Below are 17,690 nucleotides of genomic sequence, written 5' to 3'. Positions count from 1 at the left end.
GAGTTGAGCTAAAAATACATCGGTATGTTTCACTTCAATCTATATGTGAGGCATGCCGCTTTTTGTTTCTAAAGGGGGATCAACGTGAAAACAAAAGGAGAACTAGAAGATCAAATTAGTCGCGCGCTCACCCAATGGGAAAAAGAATATTTAGGTCGCGGTCCGCTCTCTGTGAAAACAGATATTTTACGAAATATGGTCATCGTACAGTTGCGCGGCATTTTAACTCCTGCTGAAAAAGTATTGTGCGAAACAAAAGAAGGCATGTTGTCAATCAAACGCATTCGCGCAGATTTAATTGAATCAGGTAGCGAGCAACTAAAACAAATGATTTATACATTAACAGGTAAACAAGTAACAAGCATGCATACAGATATTAGCACAAAAACAGGGGAACGGATAATCGTCTTTTTATTACAAGAACCAATCGATATACAAGGTTGATCTTTTAAAGGCCGATTGTGGTCAGTAAAAGATAGGCCGGAAATATTTTTCGACCAAATCGAAAAATGTTTCCGGCTTTTTTGTTGAATGTAAAATAAAGAAATAGAAGGAGAGGATTGCTGTGCAGGAAATGATTATTAACAATTTAACATCACCAGCCATTTTATTTTTTATTCTTGGCATTATTGCTGCTCTCGTCAAATCAGATTTAAAATTACCAGCGGGCTTAAATGAATCGTTAAGCATCTATTTGTTAATCGCAATCGGAATGAAGGGTGGCATTGAACTTGCGGAACATTCTTTTCATGAACTCGTTCGCCCGTTAGTTGGAACGTTGTCGCTTGGTATCATTATTCCAATTATTACGTTTGCGATTTGCCGTCGTCTTGGCATTGATCGTAAAAATGCAACCGGCATTGCAGCAACTTACGGATCCGTTAGCATCGTTACGTTCGGTGCCGCACTTGCTTTTGTTGAACAAGCAAATATTACGTACGAAAGCTACATGAATGCCTTTGTCGTCTTGTTAGAAAGCCCTGCGATTATCGTATCGCTCATCATATTGAAATTGTTAGAAAATCGCTCATATAAGGAAGAAGTAGTATATCGTTTCTCAGCTACATCTGTGTACGGACCGATCATTAAAGAAGGATTATTTGGAAAAAGCGTCTTTTTAATGGTCGGTAGCCTTCTCGTCGGATTAATCGGCGGCGAACGCGCCCTTACGATTGTTAAACCGTTGTTTATTGATTTATACCCAAGTGTTCTCGTTCTCTTTTTACTAGGGATGGGATTAACAGCAGGAAATCAGCTTGCAGCCGTACGTAAATATGGGATCAAACTGCTCGCATTAGGTATTCTTTTACCCCCTGTATACGGGTTTTTAGGAGTAGTGATCGGTTATTATTCAGGGCTATCGTTGGGAGGAACAATTTTACTTAGCGTGCTTGCTGCAAGTGCTTCATATATTGCTGCTCCAGCAGCGATGCGCGCATCTGTCCCTGAAGCGAATCCTGCGATTTATCTTGGCATGGCACTCGGGCTTACATTTCCGTTTAACTTAACGATCGGCATGCCACTATATTATGAAATGGCTAAGTGGTTTTATTGAAAAAGCAAGGGGTGTCCCTTGCTTTTTTGACGTCTTATGTTATTGTAATGGTACGAAACAACGAAAGAAAAGGTGTGAACAATGAATCGTTATATCGTCATCGGGGCTGGAATTGTTGGTGCTTCTATCGCCTTTCATCTAGCAAAAGAAAAAGTGCAGGTGATTTTAATCGATCGTGAAGACCGAGGGCAAGCAACAGATGCAGCAGCAGGAATCATTTGCCCGTGGACGTCACAACGGCGAAATAAAAAGTGGTATGCGCTTGCCAAAGGCGGTGCGGCATTTTATCCCCATCTCATTGAACAATTACAAACATACGGTCACGAAACAGGATACAAACGTGTCGGAGCCATTTGTTTACATCATGATGATAATAAGTTACAAAGCATGGAAGAACGTTTGTACACCCGGCGTGAAGAAGCGCCTGAAATTGGGGAGATTATTCGTCTATCTTCACAAGACGTAAAAACACGATTTCCTGTATTAAGTGACGAATACGAAGCGCTATATGTAAGCGGAGCTGCTCGAGTGGACGGACGCGCATTGCGACGTTCTCTTATTCATGCTGCTATTCAATTAGGGGCAACATATATAAAAGGAAGTGCGACACTTTTGCATAAAAATAACCGAGTCATTGGGGCTACAGTGGCAAATGAACGTTACGAAGGAGATGCTGTCATTGTTGCGGCAGGTGTTTGGGCGAAATCGTTACTTTTACCGCTAGGTATTGATTCTCTCATTACCCCCCAGCGAGCACAAATCGTCCATCTACAAAACCTTGAGCAACATACTGATCATTGGCCTGTCGTCATGCCACCAAACAACCAATATATACTCGCCTTCCCAAAAGGAAAAATTGTCGTTGGGGCTACACATGAAGATGGTGCTGGCATCGATTGTCGCGTGACTGCTGGTGGAGTGTACGAAGTGTTACATAAAGCGTTAACCGTCGCCCCCCATCTTGCTGATTGGACTCACTTAGAAACACGTGTCGGCTTCCGACCTCACGCACCAAACTTTTTACCTGTATTCGGTGCCGTCCCACAGATCGAAGGGCTTTACGTTGCAAATGGCCTTGGGGCATCCGGTTTGACCGCCGGACCATACGTCGGCTTCGAACTATCCAAAATGATTCTCGGACAGTCTACCTCATTACAGCGAAGCGACTACGATGTCGCTCAAGCGATTCGATTTCTTTGATGAACGTGCTGTTTAATTGCATATCCTATCAAAAGTGGAGGTTTTCTTATGAACAAATGGGCATTTGTTTCTGACTTTGATGGAACAATCTCTCATCAAGACTTTTATTGGATCGTTATTGAAAAATATTTTCCTGAAGGTAAACAATTGTTTCAACAATGGCGTGACGGAAAAATAAAAGATATTGACTTTTTAAGCACCGTCTTTACATCCATTCATCAAGATGAAGAAAAAATTATTGAAGATATTTATAACATTCCGATTGACGAAACGGTTTTACCCTTTATTACACGCATCCAGCAAAACGGGGGCGATTTTTACGTGCTAAGTGCGGGGACGGATTACTATATTCGCCATATTTTAAAAAAGTACGACATACGTGGCGTAGATATTTTTTCTAACGAAGGATATTACCATGATAAAAATATTCATATGCGCATCGATCCGAATCATATTCATTATTCAGAACGATACGGCATCGATAAATCAAGTGTCGTTCGTACATTAAAACAAACGTACAAAACGGTTTATTTTATCGGCGACAGTGAACCAGATGTTCACGCAGCGAAAGTCGCAGATGTGACATTCGCAAAAGGTGCTTTACGATCGTTGTTGCGCGAACAACATATTCCTTTTGTTCCTGTGGACACGTTTGCGGATGTTGAACGTTATTTACAAGAAAAAGGAGTATTGAAATGAACATCCCTATTCCATCCATTCTTGAAATTGGAGAAGGTGTCATTTGTCGCATCGACGAGCTGATGAAAACGTATCGTTTTTCTAAAGCTGTTATATTATTTGATGATTTCACTTATCAAACGTACGAGAAAGAAATGAAGCGAGCGATTTCATCCGCTGCTGTTCACACTGTTTGCTTACCACCCCAGCTTGATATCGTTGACATTATGAAAAAGGCGTTTGAACTTCCTCACTGTGATGTCATGATGGCTATGGGTGGCGGAGCAGTCATTGACTGCGGTAAATATATGGCGTTTTTACGACAAGTGCCGTTTCTTAGCATACCGACATCTGCGTCAAATGACGGGTTTGCAAGCACAAACTGCTCGTTACTTGTCAACGGTAAAAAAACAACCGTTCCCGCTAAAGTACCATTTGGCATTTTAGCTGATTTACGTATCGTTCAACAGGCGCCGGATCGTTTTATTTTAGCGGGCGTCGGGGATTTAATGTCGAATATTACAGCTTTGTATGACTGGGAATTTGAACAAAACCACGGAGTCAGTCGGGTAAACGCTTTTGCGGCGATGATTAGTAAAAAAGCGGTCAACAGCTTCATTCGTACGCCGATGCAAAACATTAAGCATCCCATTTTTTTAAAAGAATTAATTAGTTCTTTAACAATGGGCGGCATTTCAACAGTTATTAGCGGGAATAGCGCACCCATTAGCGGCTCTGAACATTTAATCTCCCATGCGCTTGATCAAATTAGCGAATCACCGCATATGCATGGCATTCAAGTTGGGATCGCTACGTATATCATGGCACACGTACAACAACATCGGGCGGAACGCATTACAAAAGTGTTTACACGTACCGGATTTTTTGACTACGTTAAAACATTACGTTTAAATAAAAAAGAATATCGAGAAGCAATCAACATCGCACCAACGATCAAACCAAACCGTTATACGTATATTCATGATGAACAATACCGGAAGCGTGCCATTCAACTTCTTGACGAAGACCCTATTTTACAGGAGATTTTCGTATAACGCACATAATTAACCACGAAACCGCTTACCCTACTGTTGAGGAGGTGGGGCGGTTGAACCAAACGTTAGCTTATTTGCGTGAGGCATTAGCAAACTATGCTGATCGGCATCACACGATAGCCGTTCATTTATATAAAAAACTGATGAGTAAGTCATACAAAAACGAGGAACAATTCGTTCGGGATTTATCGCAAAAAGAAGCGACATTTTTAGATCGCATGCTTCGTCAAGAAATGAAGTATGCAAAAGAAGAACAAGATGCTGTTCGAGTTCATCATTTAAATGAAATATATGAACAACTCATTTAAGCAAACCATGTCTAGCGCTTATATGAGCGCTAGACACTGTTATTTCTTTTCGTTAATAAAATAACAAAACAAATAGTCCATCGTAAACAAATCGTCTGGATAGTCGATTCCTACATCTTCCCCTTCATAAATGAGCGTTTGAATCAAATCATGAAGCGACTCGATATAAAACTCATATAAAAATTCATAACTAAACGGTTCATTAGGCATATGTGATTCCGCACATACACTCGGTGAACAGTAGTTTACATACGTACGACATGGAATAGGTCGTACATCATAAATGAAACATGTATTTGTTTGGGGATTTAAAAATATACAAGGTAATTGCTCTTTCATATATATTTTCTTAAAATTTCTCTCTTCTGTAAAATCTAACGTTTCTACTCGCTTTATTTGTTCCGCGTAGTGTTGAGTATACCATTGTATATGCTTATATATGCGTTCTTGCTCGTCATTTGGCAGTTTAGCGATATGAGCCATCATCCATCTTGCTTCTGCACGCGTCGTAATAATGGGAAAATAGCAACAGTGTGTACACCCTTTTGTACAAGTTGGGCGAATATTCACTTTGCGCTCAATTGTATGAATATGTTCATCAACAAGCGAAAGCAATTTTTTAAACGCTTGAAACATGAATTCTTTTCCGTTTTCCCCATCATATCGTTCCAACCATTTATCAACCGCATCAACGAACGCTTGTCCGTCGGGCATATGCTTGTCGTTAATTTGCTTACAAATCCGAACAATTTGCTCATATGTTAAAGCCATCTTTGTTCTCCTTTCAGCTTCCTTTCAGTTCAATCATACAAACGTAGCATTTATTTGTCGATCTATTTTGCCCAAAACAAAAATCGTCCTTTTTCTTTTCAGAGAAAATAATAGCACTTTGCGTGCAAATGAAAAGAAAGGGTTCCTCTACACCCTTTCTTTTTTCCCTTTTAAAAACTGTAAAATTATCCATGCCGCTAACCGGCTTGTCATTTGCCGAAAATCAATCGTCGGGTCGATTTCGACAATATCCATTGCCTGCACCTTCTCATAGCGCGCAAGTAGCGAAATAGCGTGCAACAACGTGCGGCTATCCATGCCGCCTGGACCAATCGCTGGACACCCAGGGGCAAACGCTTGGTCGAGCACATCCATATCGACCGATACATACACCGCGTCCACGCCCGATAACATCTGCATACTTTTTTCGATCATCGTTTGTATACCGAGGCGGTACACCTCTTCGATCGTATACATCGTAACCCCGCATTGTTTTCCATACTCCGTATACGCGCGGCTATTCGCAAAGTCGCGCAAGCCAATTTGCACAAGCCGGCTGCCATCGATGACGCCCGCTTCGATTAACCGACGAAATGGCGTACCGTTTGTTGGTCCCCCGTCTTCTAAATTGCGCAAATCATGATGGGCATCAAACTGGATAATGCCAATTGTCCCTTTTTGTTTTTGCCAGCCGCTAACGACTGGATATGTGATGGAGTGATCGCCTCCAAGGACAATCCACATCGACTCGGGCTGTAACGCAACAACTCGCTCGATTGTTTCCGCAATGCGTCTTTGTGACGCAGCAATATCAGTCGGGTGCATTACTATATCGCCATAATCAGTAACCGCAATATCCACTAAATCCATTCCCGATTCGATAGAGTATGTGCTATAAAACGATAGCGCTTGCCGAATGGCCTGTGGGGCGAACGCTGCTCCCGAATGGCTAATCGATGATTTCGAGAGCGGTGCACCAATCAAGCCGATGCTGCTACCATGCTTTCCGTCCCACGAAATGAGCAATTCATTTGCTTTTGTCACATAACGATCTTGAAAATTCGCTTTGCCTGCTTCTTTAAGATGCGGAAACATCGCCTTTTCTCCTTTCGCTCACAACTTTCCCGTCTTTTAGCACCATTCGAACATGGTTAATTCCGTAATGGTATGGCACGTACATATAATTCGGTGCGTCCCAAATGGCGATATCTGCTCTTCTTCCAATCATAATTCGTCCAGCGTCTTGCCCGCGATTGATCGCATATGCCGCATTGACCGTTACCGCATGCCAAATTTCTTCCGGGGTCATCCGTAAATAGAGCGCAGCGAGCGTCATAATGAATTGTAAATTTTCTGTCGGCGAGCTACCTGGGTTAAAATCTGTCGCAAGCGCCACCGCTGCTCCTTCGTCGATCATTTGCCGCGCTTTTGCATACTTTCCTTTTCCTAAGTAGAACGACGTCCCAGGAAGCAGCACTGCTATCGTATTTGCATGAGCAAGCTGCTGAATTCCTGCTTTCGATGCTCCAACAAGATGATCGGCGCTTACCGCTCCAACTTCCACCGCTAACTCCGTCCCACCAAGCGGGTCAATTTCATCGGCATGAATTTTGACGGCAAATCCTTTTTCTTTTGCTTTTTGTAAAAAGGTGCGCGACTGTTCGACAGTAAATACGCCCGTTTCACAAAAAATGTCGACAAAATCGGCAAGCTGTTCTTGTTTAATGACATCTAGCAAATCCACCATTTGTCGTAAAAACCCATCAGGATTGTTTTGATGTTCTGTAGGAATCGCGTGGGCGCCTAAAAACGTTGACACGACATCTACATGATGCGTTTGGTGTAAGCGCTTCGCGACGCGTAATTGTTTCCGTTCTGTTTCCACGTCTAACCCGTATCCGCTTTTCGCTTCGACCGTTGTTACCCCGTAAGAAAGCATGCGGTCCAAATGAACGTGTGCTTTTTCGTACAACTCTTCTTCACTTGCTGCTCGCGTCGCGCGTACAGTCGATAAAATGCCGCCACCTCGCTTTAAAATGTCTAAATACGGAACACCTTGCTGCTTTAGCGAAAGTTCATGTTCGCGCGAACCAGCGAAGACAAGATGGGTATGCGGATCAACAAGACCGGGCGTGACGAGTTTTCCTTCTGCGTCAATGAGATGACTAGCAGAAATGGTTTTTGCTTCTTCATTGCTACCAATCCACGCCACGCGTCCATTTTTTATTCCCACGGCTGCCTGTTCGATCAAAGGGAGCATCTTCATCTGCTCCCCCTTTACCGGTCCGTCCCCTTCCATCGTTAACAGCTGCCCAATATTTACAATCAGCGTATCCATCATATTTCCCCCCTTAGCATTGGGATATGAACGTTCATTTCTTTCGCTACTTCAATTGCTCGTTCATAGCCCGCATCTGCATGGCGGATAATGCCCATGCCAGGGTCGGTCGTTAACACCCGCTCGAGCCGTTCCTTCGCTAAGTCAGTTCCATCGGCAACGACAACCATTCCCGCATGCAGCGAATAGCCCATGCCAACGCCACCACCGTGATGGAACGAAATCCAAGAGCCTCCGGCAGCAGTGTTAATGAGGGCATTGAGCACCGCCCAGTCTCCGACAGCATCGCTTCCGTCTCTCATCGCTTCTGTTTCGCGGTTTGGAGAAGCAACCGAACCGCAATCTAAATGGTCGCGCCCGATGACAATCGGCGCTTTTACTTCGCCTTTGCGTACTAATTCGTTAATCGCTAGCCCCATTTTCACCCGCTCGCCATAACCGAGCCAGCAAATGCGCGCAGGAAGCCCTTGAAACGCCACTTTCTTTTGTGCCATATCAATCCAGCGCAAGAGCGCCTCGTTTTCTGGGAACAGTTCTTTAATTAGTTCATCTGTGCGATAAATATCTTCTGGATCGCCGGATAGCGCTGCCCAACGGAACGGTCCTTTTCCTTCACAAAATAGCGGACGGATATACGCAGGAACAAACCCTGGAAACGCAAAGGCGTTTTCGACTCCTTCGTCTTTAGCGACTTGGCGAATATTGTTGCCGTAGTCAAAAACGATCGCACCGCGTTTTTGGAACTCTAACATAGCTTCTACATGTTTTGCCATGCTTTGTTTTGAACGGCGGACGTATTGTTCTGGATTGTTTTTTCTCAATTCAGCCGCTTCTTCTAACGATAGCCCTTCTGGTACATAGCCGTTTAATGGATCGTGGGCAGACGTTTGGTCGGTCACGATGTCTATATGCACACCGCGTGTTAACAACTCATGGTGCACTTCGGCGGCGTTGCCAACAAGCCCGATCGATAACGCCTCCCCTTTTTCTTTCGCTTCCTGCGCCCAACGAAGCGCTTCGTCGAGCGAATACGTCATCCGGTCGCAATATTTCGTATCCATCCGCTTTTGAATTCGGTTTGGATCGATTTCTACTGCAATGACGATCCCTTCATTCATCGTTACCGCCAGCGGCTGTGCCCCGCCCATACCGCCTAATCCAGCAGTAAGCGTAATCGTTCCTTTTAACGTCCCGCCAAAATGCTGTTTGGCTACCGCAGCAAATGTTTCGTACGTTCCTTGTAAAATGCCTTGAGTGCCGATATAAATCCAGCTTCCCGCTGTCATTTGACCGTACATGATTAATCCTTTTCGGTCGAGCTCATGAAAGTGCTCCCACGTCGCCCATTTCGGTACAAGGACAGAGTTTGACAAAAGTACGCGCGGCGCCCGTTCATGCGTTTTAAACACGCCGACCGGCTTTCCAGATTGAATCAATAACGTTTCATCGTTTTCGAGCGTGCGCAATGTCCGAACGATGGCGTCAAACGCTTCCCAATTTCGCGACGCTTTCCCAATGCCACCATAGACAATTAACTCTTCTGGTTTTTCCGCTACTTCTGGATTTAAGTTGTTGTATAACATGCGTAACGCCGCTTCTTGTTCCCAGCCTTTACATTCGAGTTCTAATCCTTTTTTTGCTTGAATACGTCTCATCCTCATATCCCCTTTCATCTATTAGTTACTGTTTCTATCGTTTGTAGAAAAAAATCCCCTTCCACATCCTTCAGCCATTTTGCCGCTGCCTCGATATCTTTTGCGAAGACGCGGTCTTTTGTAATGGACGGAACGACTTTCCTCGCCGCTTCATAAAACGCGCGCGTCTTTGGTGCCATTTGTTCCACTCCACGATATTCGACGGCCTGCAACGCACAAATGAGTTCAATCGCCAAGACGCGCCGCGCATTTTGAATAATCGCATAGGCATGACGGGAAGCGATCGTTCCCATGCTGACATGGTCTTCTTGATTGGCTGATGACGGAATCGAATCGACACTTGCAGGGTGTGCTAACGTTTTATTTTCCGATACAAGTGACGCGGCCGCATACTGCATAATCATTGCCCCCGATTGTAGCCCAGGTGCTGGACTTAAAAACGGTGGCAAATCGTTTAGTTGCGGATTAACAAGCCGTTCGATGCGTCGTTCCGAAATGTTGGCCAGTTCTGCCACAGCAATTTTCATAAAGTCCATCGCTAAAGCAATCGGCTGTCCGTGGAAGTTCCCGCCAGAAATAACGGTTGCACCGTGATCGAAAATAAGCGGGTTATCAGTGGCGGCGTTGATCTCAATTTCTAGTTTTTCCTTTACATAGTCGAGCGCTTGCCAAGAAGCGCCATGCACTTGCGGGATGCAACGAAGCGAGTAGGCGTCTTGGACACGCAATTCGCCTTGTGTCGTCGTCAGTTTACTTCCAGCTAAATACGAACGGATGCGTTTGGCCACTTCCGTTTGTTGTCGGTAACCGCGCACACGATGCACGCGCTCATCAAATGCATCGATAATGCCGCGCAATCCTTCCATCGTTAACGCCGCGATTAACTCACTTTCATAAGCGAGCTGCTCTGCTTCCAAATAACCGACGACCCCCATTGCTGTCATCGCTTGTGTGCCGTTAATAAGCGCTAATCCTTCTTTTGCTTTTAATGAAAGAGGAGCAATGCCCGCTTGTGTCAACGCAGCGAGCGCAGGCATACGGCGCCCGCGGTAAAACACTTCTCCTTCACCAAGCAATGCAAGCGCTAAATGCGATAGCGGCGCTAAGTCACCGCTCGCTCCGAGAGAACCTTGCTGCGGAACGACTGGATGAATATGCGCATTTAATAAATCAAGCAACCGTTGAATGACGACCGGGCGAACGCCGGAATAACCTTTTAAGAGCGCGTTGGTCCGCAATAAAAGCATCGCACGCGAAACGATTTCTGGAAACGGCTCACCTACCCCACAAGCGTGTGAATGAATTAAATTCCACTGCAACTCTTCTACATCGTCTGCTTCAATAAAAACGTCACTAAACTTTCCAAACCCCGTCGTAATCCCGTATACAATTCGTTTGTTGGCAACGATTTCTTCGACCGCCTGCCGGCTTTTTTTGACTGCATCTATACTGTCCTTCGATGCAATAACTGCTTCATTTTGATACAATACCCGTTTAACCTGCTCTAACGTTAACGTGTGTCCAGTTAAAATGACCACGTTCACACCCCATTCCTTTAATGAAATAAAGAAGGAGGCTACACCACCATTTGGTGGAATAGCCTCCTTCTAAACTAAAGATCTATAGGCTACATATGATTAATTCCTAATCCGATTGTTTCGTGCTCTAACCCACGAATCGGCGCCCCGATTGTTCCGTATAACGCCACGGCAATCCATTCGCCTTCTGCTTCGTTTTCATATGGCATTCCGCGTACAACCGCAAAGCGAAGACCGACCGTTCGCATGAAATCACCTAATTCTACTTGGCCTCTTGTAACCCCTTGCATCGCTTCGACAACGGCGTGATATAAAGCATGCATTTCACGGTACAACTCTCCATTCACGACACCGTTTCGTTTGGCTGCTGTTTCGATGGCGGCTACAATTTTTTGCAGTTCCATGGCTCCAACTTTTCCTTTGCAACAACGCCACCGCAATGTAGCTAAGTGCTCAAGCAGCGCTTGCTCCTCTTCTTCTTCCATCAAAGCAAGCAATATCGCATTGCGGCCAATTCTTCCGCCTGTCTTTTTTAGCAACGTATATCAACACCTATTTTTTAAATTTTCTAAAAAACTAATGATCTATCATCATTGTAAAGGTCCTTTCACGAACTGTCAATTATTTTTTACCACTTTTTAACAAATTAATATAGTGCCTTATTACTAAACTAAAGTTTAACTTCGCGATCTCAATAACATGACACCGGCACCTGTTAAGCAAATCATTCCTTCGAGCCAATCATCTATATCTGGCGTTTTTTATCTACCCGCCATCCCCACAATAATGATAAAACGATAAAAAATCACTCCCCCAACTAATCCGTACCAAACAGGCTTGGATTCACGCAACGAAAGCCAGATTAAATAGCCGCCGCCAATTTCCGCAAGCCCTGCTAAAATGAATAACACCACTGCCATCATCGAACCAAAGCCCCCTACTTCCCACGAAATTCCCACCAGTCTTTCATTAGGCGATGGGTTGCTTCACAAAACAGCTCATCGACTGTATTGCCTTTCACCATTTCTCCATCGATGAGTACAAACGATCCTTTTTTACACGGTTTGCATTTCCCTAAACAACCTTTTCGTTTCACTATTTTTATACGTCCGCTGCAAAAATGTATATGTAACTATTCACCCACATCATAAAGTGAGCTGAATATTTTTTTGCGTTCCTTTTGTTATGGTGCAAACCTCTCTTCGTGATGATAAAAATTATCATTTTCATATTATCGTAAAAAATTACCCCCACGGAAAAATTTTTTCGCTGTTTTCTTGTTGTTTTTTGTAGATTTCCGTAGGTTTATTTTACATTTAATTCAGAAAAGAAAAAATAGTAGAAAAATAGAAAGGAGGGGGCGTATTGATCTATTTTCATCAAGTGAATAAACATTACGGAGACTTTCACGTCTTAAAAGATATTAATCTCACTATCCAACAAGGTGAAGTCGTCGTGATTATCGGGCCGTCCGGTTCTGGAAAAAGTACGTTAGTCCGCTGCATTAACCGCCTAGAAACAATTACAAGCGGCGAACTGATTGTCGATGGCGTGAAAGTAAACGATAAAAACACCGATATTAACAAACTGCGCCGCAATATCGGCATGGTTTTTCAACATTTTAACTTATATCCACATAAAACCGTCTTACAAAATATTACATTAGCACCGATGAAAGTGCTCGGCGTGCCAGAACAAGAAGCGAAAGAAACAGCGATGTATTATTTAGAAAAAGTCGGTATTCCCGATAAGGCGAACGCCTACCCGACAGCACTTTCCGGAGGCCAGCAGCAGCGCGTCGCCATCGCTAGAGGACTAGCGATGAAACCGAAAATTATGTTGTTTGACGAACCGACTTCCGCCCTTGACCCAGAAACGATTGGCGAGGTGCTTGATGTCATGAAAACACTTGCAAGAGAAGGGATGACGATGGTTGTCGTCACCCACGAAATGGGATTTGCGCGGGAAGTCGCTGACCGCATCGTCTTTATGGATCAAGGGAGAATTTTAGAAGAAGCACCACCAGAACAGTTTTTTGCCAATCCGCGTGAAGAACGGGCGCGCCTGTTTCTTAGCCGGATTTTAAATCATTAATTTTAAAGGGGGAAATTTTTCATGTTCAAAACGGTTTGGAAAAAAATGATTGGGCTTGGGCTTGTCGCCATGCTCAGCGCCACTGCCTTAGTCGGCTGCAGCAGCGAAACAACGACAGAAAACAAAACGGACAACAAAAAAGAACAAGCAGCAGAAACGACGTTAGACAAAATTAAAGAACGCGGCAAATTGGTCGTCGGCGTGAAATATGATCTGAACCTTTTCGGCTTAAAAAATCCGCAAACGGGTGAAGTAGAAGGCTTTGATATCGACATCGCGAAAGGATTAGCGAAAAAAATTCTTGGCGATGAAAACAAAATTGAGCTAAAAGAAGTAACATCCAAAACGCGCATTCCGATGCTAAACAACGGCGAAATTGATGCAATTATCGCGACAATGACGATCACCGAAGAGCGGAAAAAAGAAGTTGACTTCTCCGACGTTTATTTTATGGCAGGCCAATCGTTGCTCGTCAAAAAAGACAGCAACATTAACGGGATTGCTGATGTAAACAAAAAAGGCGTGACGGTATTAACGGCAAAAGGCTCGACTTCCGCGCAAAACATTCGGGCAAAAGCACCAGAAGCAACTGTGCTAGAATTTGAAAACTACGCCGAAGCATTTACAGCACTAAAAGCAGGACAAGGCGATGCGCTCACGACAGACAATGCGTTGTTGTTTGGAATGGCAAAACAAGATCCAAACTTCCGCGTCGTCGATGAAACGTTCTCGGAAGAGCCGTATGGAATTGCGGTTCGCAAAGGCGATAAAGAATTATTAGACGTCATTAACGAATACTTAAAAGAAATCAAGGCAAACGGCGAATACGATAAAATTTACGAAAAATGGATTGGCGAAAAGCCAAAACAATAATGACATGACGATGAGCGGAAATATATCCGCTCATCTCTTGTTCATTTGGAAAGGAGGCTACAAGGTGCTTGACTACTCGATTCTGATCGAACATTGGGATATGTATATGCAAGGGTTTTCCAATACATTAAAGGCAAGTGTCCTCGCGTTAATTGGCAGTTTAGCGATCGGAACGGTAATGGCCGTTTTTCGCATCGCGCCCATTCGTCCATTAAACTGGATTGGCGCTGCCTATGTCGAATTTATTCGCAACATCCCGCTCATTTTAATCGTTTTCGTCTTTTTTGTCGGGTTGCCTGCCATCGGCATTCGCTTTGATTCATTCACTGCCGGCACGTTAGGCTTAACTGTTTACACGGCAGCGTTTATTGCCGAAGTCATCCGCGCCGGCATTCTTGCCGTTCCGAAAGGACAAATGGAAGCTGCTCGCTCATCGGGACTAACGTATTTGCAGGCGATGTGGCATGTGATTTTACCACAAGCAGTAAAAATCGTCATCCCGCCAATGGGCAACCAATTTATTAACCTTGTAAAAAACTCATCGGTTCTCGGGGTCATCGCCGGGCTTGATTTGATGTATTTCGGTGACTTAATTTCGTCAGAGACGTTTGTAACATTTGATGTGTATATTTTCGTTGCATTATTTTATTTACTTTTAACAATTCCATTAAGTTTAGGGGTTGGCGCATTAGAACGCCGCCTAGCAAAAAGTCGGTAAAGGTGGAGTGAGAGATGGATTTTGTCGGTGCCTATGCTCCTGCGCATTTGAAGTTTTTATTGGAAGGATTTGTTGTTACTCTTGAAGTTGCCTTTCTCTCCATTTTTTTTAGTTTTCTCATTGGGATTATTATTGGCGTGCTACGGTATAGCCGTATTCCTTTTCTTTCTCCAGTGCTTGCCGTCGGGGTGGAGACGATTCGGAACTTGCCGCTGTTATTAATTATTTTCTTTACGTATTTTGCGCTCCCTGAAGTCGGATTCAAACTTGATAAGTTTTATGCTGCGATTTTAGCGCTTGTCATTTTCGAATCGGCGATGCTATCAGAAATTGTGCGGAGCGGGCTGAATTCAATTGAAAAAGGGCAAATAGAAGCGGCACGCTCATCAGGTCTCACCTATACGCAAACGTTATGGCATATCGTTTTGCCGCAGGCATTGCGCCGCATGGTTCCCCCAATTGTCGGGCAGTTTATTTCGCTTTTGAAAGATACGTCGCTTGCTGTCGTCATCGCCTTGCCAGAATTAATGAACCATGCGCAAATTATTAACGGCCAAAACGTCAACTATGTCATTCCTATTTTCCTATTAGTTGCCGTCATGTACTTTGTCGTCAACTACTCCCTTTCGCTCGTTTCGCGAAGACTTGAGCATAAACATACGTAACAATGAATCTCCGTTTCCTGTATAATAGGAAATGGAGATTATTATTTCCAAGATAAAGGAGATATGTATGCGCGAACGGATGCTACCAATCTTGCTTCTCATCATAGCAACCGCTTTTTTCGGAGAAATGAAAGTGAATCCATTTGGAAGTTCGTTTCGCTTTTCGCTCGGAAGCGCCGTTTTCTTTTTTGGGCTTATTTGGTTTCGCACCGTGCCGGTTGTATGGACTGGTTTGTTCACAGGGCTTTTTATTTCTCTATTTCGGACAAGCATCGACCTACTGATGAACGACAAATCTTTTAGCGATCATTTTCTTTCTCATCTTCCGGCTGCGTGCTATTATCTCGCTTTTGCCCTATTTGTTCACGTGCTTCGACTTCGTAATTATATGGAGCTTCCTATTCATGTTGCGTTGCTCGGGGCAAGCATTGATTTCGCCTCTAATATTATCGAACTGTTTGTCCGTCATCTAATGGGCGAAACGATTGCTGTCACGCATGAAACGATTTTTATGCTGCTTTTGTTCGGAATTTTGCGAAGTTTTTGTGTTGTTGGACTATATAACATTTTGATGATTCAACAAATGCAAACGTTAGGAGAAGCCAGACGACAAGAGCTCGAACGGCTCGTGATGATGAACGCCAGCCTCTATGAAGAAGCGTTTTATTTGCGCAAATCAATGAGCCATATGGAGGACATTACACGCAAAAGCTACGAGCTATACACAATGTTAATGGATGGGAAAAGGATTGAACCGCGCACCGCGCTTTATATCGCAGAACATGTCCACGAAGTAAAAAAAGATTCGCAGCGCATTTTAGCTGGCCTGTCAGAATTAATGAACCAAGAACAGCGCGATTTGCGCCTGTCGATTGCTGAGCTTTGCGGCATGGTCATTCGTGCGAATCAAAAATATGCGGAATTGTTAAAAAAAGAAATTGCTTTTCAATTCACGTGCGATCTCGACTTATCGACTAGGCACGTCTACGCCCTTCTTTCTGTCTTGAATAATTTAGTCGCCAATGCGGTAGAGGCAATCCCCTTATCCGGATGGATTCAGCTTCGCGCTGAACTTGATGGCGGCGACCTCGTCTTTACCGTCACTGATTCCGGTCCTGGAATTCCAGAAGACGAGCGCGATTGGGTGTTTGAGCTTGGGTTTACAACCAAATATGATGAACACGGCAACCCATCCACTGGCATCGGGCTAACGCACGCGAAAGAAATTGTTCATAGTTTCAATGGAAATATACGATTAACAACCGACGAAAATGGGCAAACGCAATTTCAAATAAACATTCCTAGCAAACAACTATAAGGGGAGGATGCCATGCGCTTTTTTCTAATTGAAGATGACGCGGTTGTAAGAAAAATGTTAGAGAAAGTGATTCATGAAAGCGGACTTGGGGAAGTCGTGGGGCAAGCGGAGGACGGGCTAGATGTATCAATCGACCAGCTATATGCTGTCGATGTCGTGCTTATCGATTTGCTTATGCCGGGGCTTGATGGCATTCAAACGATGAAAAAGCTGCGCGCGCAAGGGTTTACCGGCCCATTTATCATGATTTCCCAAGTAGAAAATAAAGAAATGATTGGGCAAGCGTATCTTCACGGCATCGATACATATATCCATAAACCGATTAACCGTTACGAAGTCGTCTCGGTTTTAAAACGAGTCGCCGACTACCTTTCTGTCGCTTCATCGCTTGACTCCATCCGCCGCCTATTGCAAACGCTAGAAAAAACGAAACAACCACTCGCCACCCATGAAGCGACGACTGAACAAAAGGCACGACAGCTTCTTCTCATCTTAGGCATCGCTGGCGAAGCGGGGGCAGCCGATTTATTAGCTATTATGCGTTGGCTTTCGGAACAAGAACAACAAGGGCGATCGATTCACGACTTGCCGCCATTGAAAGAGCTATACGCCCAAATGGTGCAACGTGTGTATAAAGAAGAGCAACTTGTGCAAAAAGAAATACGTGCGATGGAACAACGCATCCGCCGCATGGTGCTACAAGCGTTTACACACTTATCGTCACTCGGGTTAGCCGATTACACAAATCCGACATTTGAGCATTTTGCCCCACGCTTGTTTGATTTTGAAGAAATTCGCCTGCGCATGCAAGAGTTAGAAGCTGGGGAAAAAGCAACAAAATGCCGAATTAACGTAAAAAAATTTTTAACTGCCTTCTATATGGAAATAAAAAATATATAGCAAAGGTGCCCGTAACGGACACCT

Annotated in this window: 20 protein-coding genes; 12 read left to right on the top strand and 8 right to left on the bottom strand. The window is 44.1% G+C overall.

Features of this window, described 5'->3' with window-relative positions; all coding sequences use genetic code 11:
- Positions 1-84 precede the first annotated feature (84 nt).
- From JV16_RS02020 to JV16_RS01995, 6 genes are all read left to right on the top strand, one after another.
- Positions 85-444 carry a Na-translocating system protein MpsC family protein gene (locus JV16_RS02020; RefSeq protein WP_021094588.1) on the top strand — a complete coding sequence of 120 codons (360 nt, stop codon included), beginning with the start codon at positions 85-87 and terminating at the stop codon, positions 442-444.
- A gap of 121 nt (positions 445-565) precedes the next feature.
- Positions 566-1,555, top strand: a complete 990-nt coding sequence (locus JV16_RS02015; RefSeq protein ID WP_021094587.1) for a sodium-dependent bicarbonate transport family permease — start codon at positions 566-568, stop codon at positions 1,553-1,555.
- An 81-nt stretch (positions 1,556-1,636) separates the two neighbouring features.
- The gene (locus tag JV16_RS02010; RefSeq protein WP_021094586.1) at positions 1,637-2,755 is read left to right on the top strand and encodes an NAD(P)/FAD-dependent oxidoreductase; all 1,119 of its coding nucleotides are present in this window, start codon (positions 1,637-1,639) and stop codon (positions 2,753-2,755) included.
- Positions 2,756-2,803: 48 nt separating this feature from the next.
- Positions 2,804-3,454, top strand: a complete 651-nt coding sequence (locus JV16_RS02005) for an MtnX-like HAD-IB family phosphatase (protein WP_021094585.1) — start codon at positions 2,804-2,806, stop codon at positions 3,452-3,454.
- Complete coding sequence (locus JV16_RS02000; RefSeq protein ID WP_042533991.1) at positions 3,451-4,488, top strand: iron-containing alcohol dehydrogenase family protein; 1,038 nt, start codon at positions 3,451-3,453, stop codon at positions 4,486-4,488. Before JV16_RS02005 ends, JV16_RS02000 begins: the two co-directional genes overlap by 4 nt.
- Positions 4,489-4,532: 44 nt before the next feature.
- Positions 4,533-4,796 carry a sigma-G-dependent sporulation-specific acid-soluble spore protein CsgA gene (locus tag JV16_RS01995; RefSeq protein WP_412093551.1) on the top strand — a complete coding sequence of 88 codons (264 nt, stop codon included), beginning with the start codon at positions 4,533-4,535 and terminating at the stop codon, positions 4,794-4,796.
- A 39-nt stretch (positions 4,797-4,835) separates the two neighbouring features.
- On the opposite strand, the gene JV16_RS01990 is transcribed toward JV16_RS01995, so the two are convergent.
- The 8 genes from JV16_RS01990 to JV16_RS15070 all read right to left on the bottom strand — a co-directional run bounded on the left by JV16_RS01990 (position 4,836) and on the right by JV16_RS15070 (position 12,194).
- Positions 4,836-5,567, bottom strand: coding sequence for a YkgJ family cysteine cluster protein (locus JV16_RS01990; RefSeq protein ID WP_021095736.1), 732 nt, complete (start codon positions 5,565-5,567; stop codon positions 4,836-4,838).
- A gap of 147 nt (positions 5,568-5,714) precedes the next feature.
- On the bottom strand, positions 5,715-6,662 hold the full coding sequence (gene hutG, locus JV16_RS01985; protein ID WP_021095737.1) for a formimidoylglutamase: 948 nt from the start codon (positions 6,660-6,662) through the stop codon (positions 5,715-5,717).
- The gene (gene hutI / locus JV16_RS01980; RefSeq protein WP_021095738.1) at positions 6,646-7,908 is read right to left on the bottom strand and encodes an imidazolonepropionase; all 1,263 of its coding nucleotides are present in this window, start codon (positions 7,906-7,908) and stop codon (positions 6,646-6,648) included. The genes hutG and hutI overlap by 17 nt, the downstream gene beginning before the upstream one ends.
- Complete coding sequence (gene hutU / locus JV16_RS01975; RefSeq protein WP_235045455.1) at positions 7,905-9,560, bottom strand: urocanate hydratase; 1,656 nt, start codon at positions 9,558-9,560, stop codon at positions 7,905-7,907. Before hutU ends, hutI begins: the two co-directional genes overlap by 4 nt.
- A 14-nt stretch (positions 9,561-9,574) precedes the next feature.
- Positions 9,575-11,098, bottom strand: a complete 1,524-nt coding sequence (gene hutH, locus JV16_RS01970) for a histidine ammonia-lyase (protein ID WP_035063551.1) — start codon at positions 11,096-11,098, stop codon at positions 9,575-9,577.
- Positions 11,099-11,187: 89 nt separating this feature from the next.
- Positions 11,188-11,637, bottom strand: coding sequence for a hut operon transcriptional regulator HutP (hutP, locus tag JV16_RS01965; protein ID WP_021095741.1), 450 nt, complete (start codon positions 11,635-11,637; stop codon positions 11,188-11,190).
- A gap of 222 nt (positions 11,638-11,859) precedes the next feature.
- Complete coding sequence (locus tag JV16_RS01960) at positions 11,860-12,021, bottom strand: YnfA family protein (protein WP_021095742.1); 162 nt, start codon at positions 12,019-12,021, stop codon at positions 11,860-11,862.
- Positions 12,022-12,035: 14 nt separating this feature from the next.
- Positions 12,036-12,194: a DUF1450 domain-containing protein gene (locus tag JV16_RS15070; protein WP_235045456.1), complete on the bottom strand. Its 159-nt coding sequence runs from the start codon at positions 12,192-12,194 to the stop codon at positions 12,036-12,038.
- Positions 12,195-12,463: 269 nt separating this feature from the next.
- On the opposite strand from JV16_RS15070, the gene JV16_RS01955 reads away from it, so the two are divergent.
- The 6 genes from JV16_RS01955 to JV16_RS01930 all read left to right on the top strand — a co-directional run bounded on the left by JV16_RS01955 (position 12,464) and on the right by JV16_RS01930 (position 17,666).
- Positions 12,464-13,192: an amino acid ABC transporter ATP-binding protein gene (locus JV16_RS01955; protein ID WP_009362713.1), complete on the top strand. Its 729-nt coding sequence runs from the start codon at positions 12,464-12,466 to the stop codon at positions 13,190-13,192.
- A 21-nt stretch (positions 13,193-13,213) separates the two neighbouring features.
- Positions 13,214-14,065 (top strand): glutamate ABC transporter substrate-binding protein, encoded by an 852-nt coding sequence (locus JV16_RS01950; protein WP_021095743.1) that lies wholly within the window; start codon positions 13,214-13,216, stop codon positions 14,063-14,065.
- A 64-nt stretch (positions 14,066-14,129) separates the two neighbouring features.
- Positions 14,130-14,783 carry an amino acid ABC transporter permease gene (locus JV16_RS01945; protein WP_021095744.1) on the top strand — a complete coding sequence of 218 codons (654 nt, stop codon included), beginning with the start codon at positions 14,130-14,132 and terminating at the stop codon, positions 14,781-14,783.
- A 14-nt stretch (positions 14,784-14,797) separates the two neighbouring features.
- The gene (locus tag JV16_RS01940; protein ID WP_021095745.1) at positions 14,798-15,448 is read left to right on the top strand and encodes an amino acid ABC transporter permease; all 651 of its coding nucleotides are present in this window, start codon (positions 14,798-14,800) and stop codon (positions 15,446-15,448) included.
- 67 nt (positions 15,449-15,515) lie between these two features.
- Entirely contained in the window at positions 15,516-16,766 is a 1,251-nt protein-coding gene (locus JV16_RS01935) for a sensor histidine kinase (RefSeq protein WP_042533988.1), read from the top strand.
- A gap of 12 nt (positions 16,767-16,778) precedes the next feature.
- The gene (locus JV16_RS01930; RefSeq protein WP_021095747.1) at positions 16,779-17,666 is read left to right on the top strand and encodes a response regulator; all 888 of its coding nucleotides are present in this window, start codon (positions 16,779-16,781) and stop codon (positions 17,664-17,666) included.
- The last annotated feature ends 24 nt before the right edge of the window (positions 17,667-17,690 follow it).

Source organism: Anoxybacillus ayderensis, from assembly GCF_000833605.1.
Lineage (GTDB): Bacteria > Bacillota > Bacilli > Bacillales > Anoxybacillaceae > Anoxybacillus > Anoxybacillus ayderensis.
Note: the sequence above shows the minus strand (reverse complement) of the source record. Positions and strands in the feature narration are given on the sequence as shown.

Coding starts and splice junctions, on each gene's coding strand:
- JV16_RS01935 (WP_042533988.1), top strand. CDS start 15,516: ATGCGCGAACGGATGCTACCAATCTTGCTTCTCATCATAGCAACCGCT.
- JV16_RS01930 (WP_021095747.1), top strand. CDS start 16,779: ATGCGCTTTTTTCTAATTGAAGATGACGCGGTTGTAAGAAAAATGTTA.
- JV16_RS02005 (WP_021094585.1), top strand. CDS start 2,804: ATGAACAAATGGGCATTTGTTTCTGACTTTGATGGAACAATCTCTCAT.
- JV16_RS02010 (WP_021094586.1), top strand. CDS start 1,637: ATGAATCGTTATATCGTCATCGGGGCTGGAATTGTTGGTGCTTCTATC.
- JV16_RS02000 (WP_042533991.1), top strand. CDS start 3,451: ATGAACATCCCTATTCCATCCATTCTTGAAATTGGAGAAGGTGTCATT.
- JV16_RS01990 (WP_021095736.1), bottom strand. CDS start 5,567: ATGGCTTTAACATATGAGCAAATTGTTCGGATTTGTAAGCAAATTAAC.
- JV16_RS01960 (WP_021095742.1), bottom strand. CDS start 12,021: ATGATGGCAGTGGTGTTATTCATTTTAGCAGGGCTTGCGGAAATTGGC.
- JV16_RS01950 (WP_021095743.1), top strand. CDS start 13,214: ATGTTCAAAACGGTTTGGAAAAAAATGATTGGGCTTGGGCTTGTCGCC.
- JV16_RS01940 (WP_021095745.1), top strand. CDS start 14,798: ATGGATTTTGTCGGTGCCTATGCTCCTGCGCATTTGAAGTTTTTATTG.
- hutU (WP_235045455.1), bottom strand. CDS start 9,560: ATGAGACGTATTCAAGCAAAAAAAGGATTAGAACTCGAATGTAAAGGC.
- hutI (WP_021095738.1), bottom strand. CDS start 7,908: ATGATGGATACGCTGATTGTAAATATTGGGCAGCTGTTAACGATGGAA.
- hutG (WP_021095737.1), bottom strand. CDS start 6,662: ATGTTTCCGCATCTTAAAGAAGCAGGCAAAGCGAATTTTCAAGATCGT.